This window comes from Gluconobacter sp. P1C6_b (assembly GCF_018811945.1).
Classification (GTDB): domain Bacteria; phylum Pseudomonadota; class Alphaproteobacteria; order Acetobacterales; family Acetobacteraceae; genus Gluconobacter.
This window is the reverse complement of sequence record NZ_JACRVU010000029.1, coordinates 19,736-32,244: the sequence shown is the minus strand read 5'-3', so window position 1 is coordinate 32,244 and position 12,509 is coordinate 19,736. Positions and strand designations below refer to the sequence as shown.

The window sequence follows — 12,509 nt, the reverse complement described above, 5'->3', positions numbered from 1 at the left end:
AGTTTCCGCCAGGACCTACTGCTCTACGGGATCCTGCCGATTATTCCATCACGCAAAGGCCGAAGTGCGCCGCAGAAAACAGACTGGCGGCGCTACCAGGACCGTAACCGCATCGAGCGGATGTTCAACAGGCTCAAGCAGATGCGCCGCATCGCAACCCGCTACGACAAGACCGTCCTGTCTTTCATGAGCTTTCTCAACCTCGCCGCCGCGAGGCTCTGGATTGGATCTTTTGTCAACACGGCCTAGCCAGTGTCTCATCCTCAGAGATGAAAACTGATTTTCGCAAAATAATATCCGCCCATGAAACCGTAAGCCGAATAATACGGGTACTTGAACGCCCCGCTTGAAGAAGCCTGCGCGACCTTGGAAACCTGTCCTGGATATTTATTGAACAGATTCTGCGCCCCTACACTGACAGACCATCTGGGGCTGATATCATATCCAACCGTCAGATTTGTAATGTAACCTGGCTTCACAACGGTCCAGTCCTTTGAAGCAAGGCTCGGATTGGCGATATAGGTCAGTTCTCCATAACGCTGCTCCTGAAACGCAACGGTCCATTTCTTCAGGTTCCAGGTAATTCCAAGCGTTTCCCTGTTTTTTGGCGCTGAATGGAGCAGGGTATTCTGGGCGTAGGCATCAAAATATGCCTGATTCAGAGCCACCAGCTGAGCCGGAGCGCTATTAAAATGGCTGATTTCCGTATCCGCAAAATTTACGCCCACCGAGAACAGCCAGCGTCCATAATGATGAAGGTCAATATTGTATGAGACGTTAACGTCTCCACCATTGGTGACGGTATTAACGGGGTTCGTATAATACTGAACATAGCGGATACCATTCAGACCCAGAGTGCTGAGCAGACTCTCTACCGCCGTTCCGCCAAACTGCGTCGAGTTTGCCATACGGTCATTGATCGCAATCCGGTAAAGATTGGCGGTTACGGTCAGATTATCAATCGGATGCGCATCAATCCCTATACTGTAACTCCGGGAATACTCACCTTTCAGGTTTCCGCCTCCCAATGCCTTGGCCGCGGCACTCGTCGTCGGGAGCTGCGCAAACGTATAGGTCGGGAAAGTGGACGTATAAAAATAATTCTCCTGCCCCAGTGTCGGAGGGCGGTAGCCGGTATTGATATTGGCACGGATGGCCCAGTGCCTGTTGAAGTCGTATCGCGTTCCAATGGAGCCCGTTTCGGTCGTGACAAGATTCGAATAATTCACGGCATGACCACCAAGCGTCCATTCCCATTTCGGAATAATATGAAATGAAAGATTGACGTGACCATCAAAAGTATCACGCGCTGTATTGCTGGCCGTATCAGGAGACGCACCGATATGACCGGAGGCTCCCGGTGTCGCAAGAGCACCGACATTCGGACCGTCAAGAACTGTCACGCCGCCATCCGCCCATGACTGATATTCACCGGCCGTCAGCTGAAACGTATCATGCCGGTATTCACCGCCGAATTCCACAAGAAGGGGACCGGACAGAAACGAGGGATGGAAATTGCGTGATGCCTTGAACCCGGCAACAAGCTGGGTCGCGATATCCGATCCGTCGTAGAAATTGGTTTTACTGGCCAGACCGAATGTCGGATTATCGGAATTCAGCGTCGTATAGCTCTCGTTATCCCGTCCATACGTGACATACCCATCCCAGTTCCAGCCGGCAGTCGTACCCTGCACACCGCCATTCACCTGAAAATCATTCTCGCTCATGCCCATCAAGGGAATGAAACCATCCGGATAAAGGGCCCGGACCGTATTGTTGTTGGCCTGATTCCTGAAAGTCACCTGGTTTTCAACGGTCCGATGCGCATAGGTCGATGTCATGTAAGCCCGGATCTTATCCGTCAGCGGAATGGCACCATTTGCCGAAACCGTCTCCATGGTCGTATGACCCAGGCCCTCGAGCCGGTTATAATCACGGCCCGCCTTGGTCTGCCTCGGATCGACACTGCCATCGGCCAGGGGAAAATACATGGTCCCGGTGTAGGGACCGGACCGGTTGGTCGGCAGCTGGTTGGAAACCTGAGCGGCAAGATCAAGATAACCGCCGCTTTTCCCCAACTTGAACGCATAATCCCCGTAGCCGTTCACCCCGACCCCGTCGCCGGCATAATACCCGCTGTCTACGAAATTGATCGAACCACCACTGGTGTTGTGCTTGAGCACGATATTGACGGCGCCCGCGATCGCATCCTGTCCATAAAGGGCGGATGCGCCCTCAGTAATGACCTCGATATGATCGATTGCACTGAGCGGAATCAGGGACAGATCCGCAGGTTCGGTCCCGGAATTGGGGCCGGCATTGGCATTAAAATTGGACGTCAGATGGCGCCGCTTTCCATTGACGAGAATGAGCGTCTGGTCGGCTGACAGGTTTCGCAGCTGCATGGTCCGGATAAAACGGTTGGAACCGACACCGCTGAACGAGGGAGAACTGACCGAAGGCACAAGCTGTTCAAGCGCTGCCATCGCATTGCTCTCCCCCGTCCTCACGATTTCCTCGGAACTCACCACCTGCACGTTGACTGTGCTGTGGCGTCTGGTGGAGGGAGACAGCACAGGATCTTCCTGCCGCCCGAGTACCGAGATGGTCTCCAGAACCGGGCGCGGCAGCGTTGCACGAGCTGGCCGCGCATCTTTCGGACGCTGATGACTGCGTACCGGCAGCGCATGGCGGTGAGAAACGCTGGTTTCCACCTTTTTGCCAGCATCATTTTTCTCGCCCCTGTCCTCAGCGGCCAGCACCGAAGACGGAAGGGTCGAAACAAAAACCAGCAAAGGAATGTATTTCTTTGCTGAAAGCTCTTTAACAACCATAGCAAAGTGACCTTCTTATATAAAACTATATTATATAGTTTTATTAGGTGGGAAATGTGCCTTTGGGCACAGGAGAGAGTTTTTTCAATACGTAAACGTAATAGGAGGAGGCGCGTCGTTCAGCAGGTAGTTCCCGATCGCCTTGTACTTGTAGGCAACACTGTCATGCGTCGTATGCGTCCGGGCGTTCCGCCAGTGCCGGTCATAATTGAACCGCTTCTGCGTCGTGGCCGCCCCTCCCACATCATACATGCGCTGAGAGACGTAGAGCGCGGCATCGGTAGAGGCGATCTTGGCTTCGGCCGTGCTGATGGAAGACTGGACCAGAAGACGCTCCGTTTCTTCCGTGGCAAAACACCCCTGCCGTGAATCCTCAAGCTGCGCCCGACACGCCAGTTCGACATGCTCCGCAGCCCGCCGCACCAGCGCTTCCGCCCCCCGGATGCGCGTGGACATTTCACCGATCGCATAAAGGATATACGGATCTTCGCTGGCCTTGCTGACCCCGCTTTCACGCAGGGGACGGGTATGGTTTTTCGCCCAGTATATGGCGTCTTCCATCACGGCGAGCCCGATACCAATATCAATGGCGCAATGGATCAGCTGCGCGGCAGCCCCCACATAGCTTCTCCGGCCCGACCAGTGATGGATCGGAATGATCTGCTCGTCCGACAGGACGATGTCATGGAACTCACTGGTGCCACTGGCGGTCACGCGCTGCCCCATGCCGTCCCAGTCGTCCTTCAGAACGAGCCCGTCCGCATCCTTGGGCAACATGACATAGAGCGCTCGCCTGTCCTCATCCACGGCCTGAACCTTGATGAAATCGGCGAACAAGCATCCAGTACTGTAAAACTTGCTCCCCTGAAGCTTCTTGCGTCCCTCAGCCTGCGAGACATGCGTATGGATTTCGCCCCGAAAGCCACCTCCACGCTCGGCAACAGCGCCCGAACTCAGCTGCCCTTCCCCGATTTTTGCGAGATAGCGCGCCTGCATTTCAGGAGACGCCATCAGACGCAGCTGCTCGATATTCATGAAATGAGGGAACAGCCCCTGGGCCACATTCGGGTCAGCCTTCCCCAGCGTCATGAAAATCTCGGCAACAACACCCTGACTGACGTCCCCGCCTCCCAGTTCCTTCTGGACCCGCGCCGCCCCCAGCCCGGAAGAACGGATCCTGTCAAAGACATCGAATGGCAGAAGGCGCTCCGCATCCCGCCCGGGCGCTGAAGCCGCGATCGCAGGGGCAAGCTGTCGGGCAAGATCGGCATAATCAGTCATGAACTCGGCTCCAGCAGGGAAGAAGAACGGGACGTGGCAAAAGAGGTCGTACATCGCAGGAGGATCAGGACGCCCAGCGCCACCAGCAGGCTCACCACGGTCAATGCGGCCTCAAATCCCCCCAGGCGGCTTCGGAGAAAACCGATCATCACGGGCGTGAGCATGCTGCTCACCTGACCACAGCAGTTGATGAAGGCGAGGCCGACAGCCCGGTCCTGACGTGGCAGGAGAAGGGCCGGAATACTCCAGAAAATCGCGGTGGCGATCAGATATCCACAGACCATGAGCGTCAGAAACAGCATGGTCAGAACGACATGATGCAATGACCACGGCAGAAGCAGCATGCCCACCACGACCAGCCCCCCGCCCGCGGCAAAATGCCAGCGCCTTTCCCGGTGCCTGTCCGAGCTCCGGCAAGCCAGCAGCATCACCACGATCCCAATGACATGCGGAAGCGCACTCAGATTTCCGAGCCTCTGAAGGTCCTGTACCCCAGACGCCCGAAGAAGCGACGGCACCCAGAAATTGACGACATTCCCGGTGCACATGATCGTCAGGCAGTAGCTCAGAGACAGGACCCACAGCATCCGGTTCCTGAAAGCATCGCGAAGAGAGCGTTTTTCCGCCGTCCCACCCATCCCGCTCTCATGCCCGAGAGCCTGCCGAACTGTCTCGCGCTCTTCGGGGCCCAGCCATTTTGCCTCTTCCGGCCGGTCGGAAAGCCAGCGATAGGCCATCAGCCCGGCGAGAACCGGTGGCAGACCATCCAGCACGAACAGCCACTGCCAGCCATGCCAGCCCCCCACGCCCGCAAGATGCGTCATGATCCATGTCGAAACAGGACCGCCCACAATGCCGCAAACGGCAATGGCCATGATGAAACGTGACGTGATCCGCGCCCGGTAGGCATCGGGAAACCAGTATGTCAGATACAGGATCACCCCCGGGAAAAACCCGGCTTCCGCCATCCCCAGCAGCGTGCGCGTGACATAGAGGCTGTATGGCCCCTGAACGAACGCCATCCCGATCGTGACGCCACCCCACAGGATCATGATCCGCGTCAGGGTCCGTCTTGCGCCGAAACGTTCCAGAACCAGATTGCTTGGAATTTCGCACAGCAGGTATCCGGCGGAAAACAGCCCGACCGAAAGCCCGAAAACCGTATCGGTAATACCCAGATCCCTGCGGAACTGAAGATGCGCAAAGCTGATCGCCACCCGGTCCAGCCAGTTGAAAACCAGGCACGCGAAAAGGAACGGCATCAGGCGCCACGCAATACGCCTGAAAACCTCCCGCTGCTTCTGTCCCGCGTCGGAAAGGCCGTCAGCGCTCATGCTCCCCCACCTCCCTGCGCGCCCGGTCCACCAGCGCCGTATGCCGCTCAAGGCGGGTGCGTCGTTCCGCCAGCAGCAGGCGCTTGCTCCATCCCATCGCGGAAACCGGCATGGCGGCCAGCCGCGACGCGAGTGCGCGGGCAGCCTTCTGCGGCTCCTCTTCAATAGTGGAAACAAGCCCCAGCCTCTGCGCTTCGGCAGCATCGAACGCACGCCCCGTCAGCATGATATCCAGAGCCGCGGCCTCACCGATGAGCGAAGGCAGCTCGATCGCACTGAAACCGGAGAGCATGTCATGCTCGACTTCGGGAAAACGGAAACGTGCTGTCGGGGCCGCAATCCTGAAATCACAGTACATGGCGATGCTGATCCCGAGCCCGATGACATGCCCATGAAGCGCCGCCACAACCGGCTTGGTGAAATCCTCGGCAACGCCTGGCAGACACGATGCCAGAACATCCGTAGATGCGACCTGCCCTGTGGCACTGATCTCTTTCAGGTCCGACCCCGCGCAGAAAGCCCGTTCTCCGGCCCCCTGCAGGACAACCGCCCGGACCTCGGGATTGCGAAGCGCCTCATGCCACGCACGCCCCAGATCCGCCTTCCCTGCGCTGTCCAGGGCGTTCAGGCGCTCGGGACGATCAAGAGTGAGAGTCAGAACACCTTCAGATATATCACTCTTTATCATTGTAGTTTCCTGAATCACCATCCGGTTTGATCGTTAAATTACCATAGCAACCGAAATCGAGGTGGAATATAAAAAAGTTCACAGTTCGATCTTAAGGTTCATAATTCGAACAGAACTGCAGGGAGCCACACCATGAAAGCCATTTTTCTCAAGGACTTCGGCGCCCCGGACCAACTGGTCCTCAGAGAAATTCCCACACCCGAACCGGGCCCGGATGACGTTCTGGTCCGTGTCGAATCGGCGGGAATCTGTCATCACGACCTTCTGCACCGCGCCGGAAAACTTCCGGGAGCACCGGCGGGTGTCATCCTGGGCCATGAAGTTTCCGGAGAAGTCGTCCAGACCGGCACCTCCGTCACGGCCCTGACGGTCAGCGACAGGGTGGTAGGCTATCAGCGCCGGTTCTGCGGCACCTGCCGGGACTGCCTGCGCGGCCGGCAGGATCTCTGCCGCTCCCTGTCGCTGCCCGCCATCGATACCGAAGGCGCTTACGCGGAATACATTCGCCTTCCCGCCATTTCCGCCATCCGCATCCCCGACAACGTGCCTTACCCGCAGGCGGCGCTTGCCTCCTGCCCGATCGGCACGGCCATGCGGGCCCTGGTCTCGCAGGCCGGCGTGCAGGCCGGGGATACGGTGCTCATCAACGGTGCCAGCGGTGGTCTGGGCGTCCATCAGATCCAGATCGCAAAGGCTCTGGGCGCCCATGTCATCGCCATCACGGGCAGCGAGCGGAAAGTTGATTTTCTCAAAGGCCTCGGCGCGGGAATGGTCCTCGTTTCCGACGGCCAGTACAGCCGGGACGTCTGGGCGGCCACCGCGAAACAGGGCGTGGATGTCGCCATGGAAAATCTGGGCTTCACCCTGCCCCAGACTCTCCGTTCCATGGGCATGGGCGGCCGGGTCGTCGTTCTGGGGAACGTCTCTCCGGCAGACGTGGCGGTCTCACCCGGCCTGCTAATTGGTCGCCGTCTTCGGATTCAGGGTTCCGGCAGCGCCACACTCGATGAGGTCCGACAGTCTCTCGCCATGATTTCCAGGGGCATCGTCAGACCCCAGATCGATCGGATCATGCCCTTCCCTGAAGCCGCCCGGGCCCACGAACTTCTGGAAGCCAGACAGGTGGACGGACGCATCATTCTGAGCGGGTGGTAACATCATGACCCTGGGCTCTTTCTTTTCCCGTGCCGCCCGACAGTGGCCGAAGGCAACGGCCGTGCAGGATCTCACATCAAGCGAGCATCTGACTTTCGAGCAGTTTGCCGCTGCGCTGGTCGGGTTCGGAGCATTCCTCACGAACCTTTCCATCCCGCAGGGAGCCCGGATCGGCATTCTCTCCGAGGCCAGCATTCCCTATCTCGTCGCCGATTACGGCGCGATGGCGAACGGATATATCCGCGTCCCGTTCGACCCCTCCCTGTCCCCCCAGGAACTGAAGAGCCAGATTGCAGATGCCGGAATAGCCCTCCTGCTCTATGGGAACGCGGCTGAAGCGCAGGCGCAGAGCCTGACGGACATCCTATGCCGCCCCCTCCCGACCGAATGGAACGAAACAGCCCCCCCTCTCCCCGCACCCGCGGACAGCGACCTCGCCTCCCTGAACTACACCGGCGGCACTACCGGCCAGCCAAAAGCCGTCATGCACACCCAGGGCAGCCTGTCGGCCGTTATCGGGAATATCAGCCTCGCACGTCCCACTTCTCCGCAGGACGTACTCCTGAACGTCCGCCCCCTGTGGCCGATCGCTTCGATTTCCGTGCTGGCCCATCTGTGCAACGGCGGAACTGTCGTTCTGGGGGGCCGCTTCAGCCCGGCAACCTTCCTCGCGCAGCTGGAAACAACAGCCGCCGCCTTCAGCTCCCTCGTTCCGACCCAGATCGCCCGCCTGATCCAGTACGAGGCCGAGATCCCGTCCCCTCCCAGACCTCTGCCGCACTTCCGCTCCCTCGATGTCGGAGCCGCCGCCCTGTCACAGGACATTCTGGACAGGGCCACATCCCTTCTGGGACCGCGCCTCAGCATCCTCTACGGCATGACCGAAGCCCCCTGGAGCTTCTACCTCCCCGCCCCTGTCCTTGCCTCTCTGCGCAAAGCGGGAACATCCGCAGGCGCCGTGGGCTTTGCCCTGAAAACCGTCCAGGCCCGACTGTCGGATCAGGACCCCCTCTCCCATGCCGGAGAAATCGAAGTCAGCGGCCCTCACCTGATGGCCGGTTACTGGAAACGCCCGGAACTCACCGCCACCACGCTCCGGGGCGGCTGGCTTGCAACGGGCGACCTGGGAGAGCGTGACGGCGACGGTCTCCTCCGCATCGTCGGGCGCCGCAAGGAGATCATCCGCACCGGCGGGATGTCCGTCCAGCCCTCGGAAGTGGTGGAGGCCCTGTCGGAGCATTCTTCCGTTCAGGATGTCCATGTCTTCGGCCTTCCGGACCCGGAATGGGGCGAACGTGTCTGTGCGGCCGTCGTGCTCCATGCCGGAGAGCAGGTCCAGGCGGAACAGCTGATCCAGCATTGCCGACGCATGCTCTCACGTCACAAGGTTCCCAAACAGATCCAGTTTGTCCCGCAGCTTCCCCGCTCCCATTACGGCAAGGTGCAGCAGGCCAGGCTCCTGGAGATTCTGGAAACCGGCACTACCCCGGGGAAGACATGACCAGCCGTTCCGCAATTCCCGCGCAGGCACGCTGCATATGATGCGCGAGGGACGAGGAGACGCGCATGTCCGCCTCCATTTCCAGCCCGGCGACGACCAGCGCCCCTATGGCGGGTCCGTCTCCGTGACGGACAGGATATCCCATGGCGGACAGCCCCTTGCGCTGTTCACTATGACCAAAGGAATACCCGCCGTTCTTCCTGATTTTCTCGAGACGGGGCGCCACAGCCAGATAACGCTCTTCTCCCACAAGCGCCTCGGCACTGGCGGCTGAGAGCGTCGCCAGAACGGCGCGCCCGCTGGTGCAGGCGTCCATGTCAAAGCGGTCGTCCAGATCCGCGATGACATTGAACGGTGTCGTGGCCGTCCACATCCGGTCAATCAGAACAATCTGGTCTCCGACCGGCAGGGCCACGGAAACGATGGCCGGACGGTCCGAAATCACGTTCTGCAGATCGATGGCATAGGGCAGCGCCACACGTCTCAGAGGCAGGCGCGTCAGGTAGGAACTGGCCGAGAGAAGCGCCCCTGCGCCCAGACGGTAGGTGCCATCGCCCGTCTCGACCTGTTTCCAGTAGACCATGGCCTTGAGCAGGCGGTGCACCGTGCCACGGTCCATGCCGGTCTGACGGGCGAGTTCCAGCGCGGTCAATGCTCCCGGTGATACGGAGAGGCACCGCATGAGCGCCATGCACTTGTCCAGAACGCCAACACCGCTGCCCTGCATCAGAATAATCCTGTTCGATCGGCCGAGAGACAGGCGTCATACCACAGCTGGGCGCAAGATGGGCGAGAGGCCCATCAGCCACAAACCTGCGCGCAGGCCGACGCCCGCCGGGAGACTAGAAGAAGCCCGCGACACGCAGACGGGGTTTGAGACTGTGCAGAAAGGCGCGGACACTGGCCTGCGTATATTTCCGGTTGGGCAGCACGGCGTGAAGGTCGATTTTCTCCCCTTGCAGATCAGGGAAAATCCGCACCAGCCGCCCCTGTTCCAGATCATGATGCACATCACAGAGCAGCTTGTAGGCGATCCCTTCTCCCGAAAGCGCCCAGTCATGGATGATCTCGGCATTCGTACTCGACAGGCGGGGTTCGACCGTGATGATCTCCGTCTGCAGGTCGTTGCCGATGACCCAGCGGTCCAGAAGGGCCATTGTCTTGTTACGCCTCAGACAGAGGCAGTCATGGGCCGCCAGCTCCTGCGGCGTCACCGGCGGGGGACGACGGGCCAGATATTCAGGCGATGCGCACAGGACCCGCACCGTCGAGGCCAGTCTGGTGACAACCGCATCCGGGGAATCAGGAAGGCCCAGACGCAGAACGACATCGAGAGAGTCACTGGTGTCATAAAAACCTTCCGAGGCCAGTGCCAGATTGACCAGCAGGTCCGGATGCGTGGCGCTGAAAGTGGCCAGAAAAGGTGCGATCAGGCGCCGTCCGAGTTCTACCGGAGCGCCGATCCCGAGCGTTCCGCGGGGAATGTTGGTATTGGACGAGATTTCCTCTTCCAGACTGTCAACGAGCGCCAGAATTTCCACCGCGCGCTCGTGGTAGATCCGCCCGTTTTCACTCAATCCGAAATGCCGCGTGTTCCGGACGACCAGCAGACTGCCCAGCCGGCTTTCCAGACGGGCGAGACGACGGGACACCGTCGCGGGCGATGTCTGAAGATTGCGGGCACAGGCGGTCAGACTGCCGGAGGCGACAAGATGGGCAAAGAAGCGCAGGTCCCCGGTTTCGTCATGGCGCATCCTGCCCCCCCTAAAACGGAATTCGATTCATTCTTGCACCTGCCGTAATATTCCCTTTCCGATGATGCGCCTACTGAAAGGTGATCGGCCTGCGTTATAGAGCGCCCAGAAACACCACACAGGGTCGGGAAAACAGCATGGCTTCAGTCTTTCCAGTCACGACATCCGGTGACGGAAATCCGGAACAACCAACGCTGAAAGATCAGCTTGTCGGCACCTGGAATCTCGTTTCCTACCGGGTGGAGGAAAAGGATACGGGAACATTCATCAATGCGATGGGCCCTTCACCACGGGGACGGGTCATTTTTACGCCTGATGGATGGGTGGCGTTCAATCTGGAGGGCAGCCATCGCCATCCGGCTGAAACGGAAGCCGATTATCCGGCCCTTATGAAAACGCTGGTGGCCTATATCGGGCGTTATCGCGTCGAGGGAAACCAGTGGATCACTCAGGTCCAGACAGCCTGGGCGCCAGAATGGGTGGGCACGGAGCAGCGCCGGACCGTTGTGGTCAGCGGCACAACCGCAGACGTCACGACACCGTGGCGAAAGATGCCGAACTGGGCCCAGGGACGGCTGTCACGCAGCCTGATCCGCTTTCAGCGCGCGGATGACGGCGCGTAAGGGTTCAAAATCGGAGCGTTCTTTCAGACCGCCACGGGATTGTGCTGCTCACCCACCGTAACCGTGAGGATGGCTTTCCCGCCAGCGCAGGGCCGTCTCCACAATACTGTCAATGTCCCCAAACCGGGGTGCCCATCCCGTATCATTTCTGAGGGTCGTGGAATCCGCCACCAGAAGAGCTGGGTCGCCCTCCCGTCTTGGAGCAGGTTCCCACGGCACCCTGCGGCCACTGACCCGCTCGACACTCTGGATGATCTCCAGGTTCGAGTACCCCTGGCCATTGCCGATATTATACGTGACGCTGCGCTGATCGATCTGTGCGAGAGCTCTGATATGAGCGTCGGCAAGATCCGTCACGTGGATATAGTCGCGAACGCAGGAACCATCCCGGGTCGGATAGTCGGTACCGAACAGCTTTAGTGCGGGACGGCGGCCGAGTGCTGCGTCAATGGTCAGGGGAATCAGGTGGGTTTCGGGCCGATGGTCTTCACCGGCCCGTCCCTGGGGATCCGCACCGGCCGCATTGAAATATCGCAGACATGCGCTTCTGAGCCCATAGATCGCATCCGCCCAGTGCAGCACACGTTCAATCATAAACTTGCTCTCGCCATACGGGGAGCCGGGCTGCACGGGTGCGGTTTCCGGGATGGGATCGAGCCGTTCCGGTCCGCCGAAAAGAGCGGCAGTCGAAGAGAACACAATCTTCCTGACGCCATGGCCGGCACAGATCTGTACGAGATTCAGGGCCGTCAGATAGTTCTGCCGCAGATAATGAAAGGGATCGCGCATGCTGTCGCCGACAAGAGAAAGCGCCGCAAAATGCAGCACGCCATCCCAATTCCCCTGCGCCACCACGCCTGACGTAGCCGCGTAATCCAGAAGATCCACTTTGTGGAAAGGCACGCCAGCGGGAACCGCCTCACGATATCCCGTGCTCAGATTATCCAGCACGACAACATCATGACCTGCATCGCGTAGAGCAAGAACAACATGGCTACCGACGAAGCCTGCCCCACCGGTAACAAGATAGCGCATTCAAAACTCCCCAAAACACCGACGCATCAGATGCGAGAAAGGCTATCAGAAACCCCTTGAAGAAGGGATACCATTAGCCCGGCATTAAAGAGAACCCATTAACATCATAGTCATTTTACGGTTCCGGAGGGACGGATACTCCGCAAATACGGGAAAAGTCCTCTTCCCCGACACGAATTGATGATCATGTCCCTTCGCCATCGCCCCGGGCTTTGAGGGATTGAATGGAAAATGATCTTTCTGAATCCCCGTTATCCTGGGCCGGGACTGTATGCCGGAAGGACAAACGTCGCAGGGGCGTTTA

11 protein-coding genes are annotated in these 12,509 nt (G+C 59.2%); 4 read left to right on the top strand and 7 right to left on the bottom strand.

The window, feature by feature from the left end:
* The coding region (locus KP701_RS14185; RefSeq protein WP_215746999.1) for a transposase at positions 1 to 249 on the top strand (249 nt) is incomplete at its 5' end.
* 14 nt (positions 250 to 263) lie between these two features.
* On the opposite strand, the gene KP701_RS14180 is transcribed toward KP701_RS14185, so the two are convergent.
* The 4 genes from KP701_RS14180 to KP701_RS14165 form a co-directional block, all read right to left on the bottom strand.
* Positions 264 to 2,795 (bottom strand): TonB-dependent siderophore receptor, encoded by a 2,532-nt coding sequence (locus tag KP701_RS14180; RefSeq protein WP_252345646.1) that lies wholly within the window; start codon positions 2,793 to 2,795, stop codon positions 264 to 266.
* Positions 2,796 to 2,918: 123 nt separating this feature from the next.
* Positions 2,919 to 4,115 carry an acyl-CoA dehydrogenase family protein gene (locus tag KP701_RS14175; RefSeq protein ID WP_215747603.1) on the bottom strand — a complete coding sequence of 399 codons (1,197 nt, stop codon included), beginning with the start codon at positions 4,113 to 4,115 and terminating at the stop codon, positions 2,919 to 2,921.
* Positions 4,112 to 5,449 carry an MFS transporter gene (locus KP701_RS14170; RefSeq protein WP_215747602.1) on the bottom strand — a complete coding sequence of 446 codons (1,338 nt, stop codon included), beginning with the start codon at positions 5,447 to 5,449 and terminating at the stop codon, positions 4,112 to 4,114. The genes KP701_RS14175 and KP701_RS14170 overlap by 4 nt, the downstream gene beginning before the upstream one ends.
* The gene (locus KP701_RS14165; protein WP_215747601.1) at positions 5,439 to 6,137 is read right to left on the bottom strand and encodes an enoyl-CoA hydratase/isomerase family protein; all 699 of its coding nucleotides are present in this window, start codon (positions 6,135 to 6,137) and stop codon (positions 5,439 to 5,441) included. Before KP701_RS14165 ends, KP701_RS14170 begins: the two co-directional genes overlap by 11 nt.
* Positions 6,138 to 6,269: 132 nt before the next feature.
* Here KP701_RS14165 and KP701_RS14160 point away from each other — a divergent pair, with 132 nt between their 5' ends.
* Both KP701_RS14160 and KP701_RS14155 read left to right on the top strand, forming a co-directional pair.
* Positions 6,270 to 7,292, top strand: coding sequence for an alcohol dehydrogenase catalytic domain-containing protein (locus tag KP701_RS14160; RefSeq protein ID WP_215747600.1), 1,023 nt, complete (start codon positions 6,270 to 6,272; stop codon positions 7,290 to 7,292).
* 4 nt (positions 7,293 to 7,296) lie between these two features.
* Positions 7,297 to 8,793, top strand: coding sequence for a class I adenylate-forming enzyme family protein (locus KP701_RS14155; protein WP_215747599.1), 1,497 nt, complete (start codon positions 7,297 to 7,299; stop codon positions 8,791 to 8,793).
* Here KP701_RS14155 and KP701_RS14150 read toward each other — a convergent pair.
* Together KP701_RS14150 and KP701_RS14145 are read right to left on the bottom strand one after the other, a co-directional pair.
* Positions 8,774 to 9,520, bottom strand: a complete 747-nt coding sequence (locus KP701_RS14150) for an IclR family transcriptional regulator (protein WP_215747598.1) — start codon at positions 9,518 to 9,520, stop codon at positions 8,774 to 8,776. The genes KP701_RS14155 and KP701_RS14150 overlap by 20 nt on opposite strands.
* 115 nt (positions 9,521 to 9,635) lie before the next feature.
* Positions 9,636 to 10,547: a LysR family transcriptional regulator gene (locus KP701_RS14145; RefSeq protein ID WP_215747597.1), complete on the bottom strand. Its 912-nt coding sequence runs from the start codon at positions 10,545 to 10,547 to the stop codon at positions 9,636 to 9,638.
* A 137-nt stretch (positions 10,548 to 10,684) separates the two neighbouring features.
* Here KP701_RS14145 and KP701_RS14140 point away from each other — a divergent pair, with 137 nt between their 5' ends.
* The gene (locus tag KP701_RS14140; protein WP_215747596.1) at positions 10,685 to 11,170 is read left to right on the top strand and encodes a lipocalin-like domain-containing protein; all 486 of its coding nucleotides are present in this window, start codon (positions 10,685 to 10,687) and stop codon (positions 11,168 to 11,170) included.
* Between the two features lie 48 nt (positions 11,171 to 11,218).
* Here the strand turns inward: KP701_RS14140 and galE are convergent, their stop codons facing one another.
* Positions 11,219 to 12,205, bottom strand: coding sequence for a UDP-glucose 4-epimerase GalE (gene galE, locus KP701_RS14135; protein WP_215747595.1), 987 nt, complete (start codon positions 12,203 to 12,205; stop codon positions 11,219 to 11,221).
* Positions 12,206 to 12,509 lie beyond the last annotated feature (304 nt).

Excerpts from the sequence above, each read along its gene's own strand:
- KP701_RS14160 (WP_215747600.1), top strand. The coding sequence starts at position 6,270 with ATGAAAGCCATTTTTCTCAAGGACTTCGGCGCCCCGGACCAACTGGTC.
- KP701_RS14165 (WP_215747601.1), bottom strand. The coding sequence starts at position 6,137 with ATGATAAAGAGTGATATATCTGAAGGTGTTCTGACTCTCACTCTTGAT.
- KP701_RS14145 (WP_215747597.1), bottom strand. The coding sequence starts at position 10,547 with ATGCGCCATGACGAAACCGGGGACCTGCGCTTCTTTGCCCATCTTGTC.
- KP701_RS14170 (WP_215747602.1), bottom strand. The coding sequence starts at position 5,449 with ATGAGCGCTGACGGCCTTTCCGACGCGGGACAGAAGCAGCGGGAGGTT.
- KP701_RS14155 (WP_215747599.1), top strand. The coding sequence starts at position 7,297 with ATGACCCTGGGCTCTTTCTTTTCCCGTGCCGCCCGACAGTGGCCGAAG.
- KP701_RS14150 (WP_215747598.1), bottom strand. The coding sequence starts at position 9,520 with ATGCAGGGCAGCGGTGTTGGCGTTCTGGACAAGTGCATGGCGCTCATG.
- KP701_RS14140 (WP_215747596.1), top strand. The coding sequence starts at position 10,685 with ATGGCTTCAGTCTTTCCAGTCACGACATCCGGTGACGGAAATCCGGAA.
- KP701_RS14175 (WP_215747603.1), bottom strand. The coding sequence starts at position 4,115 with ATGACTGATTATGCCGATCTTGCCCGACAGCTTGCCCCTGCGATCGCG.
- galE (WP_215747595.1), bottom strand. The coding sequence starts at position 12,205 with ATGCGCTATCTTGTTACCGGTGGGGCAGGCTTCGTCGGTAGCCATGTT.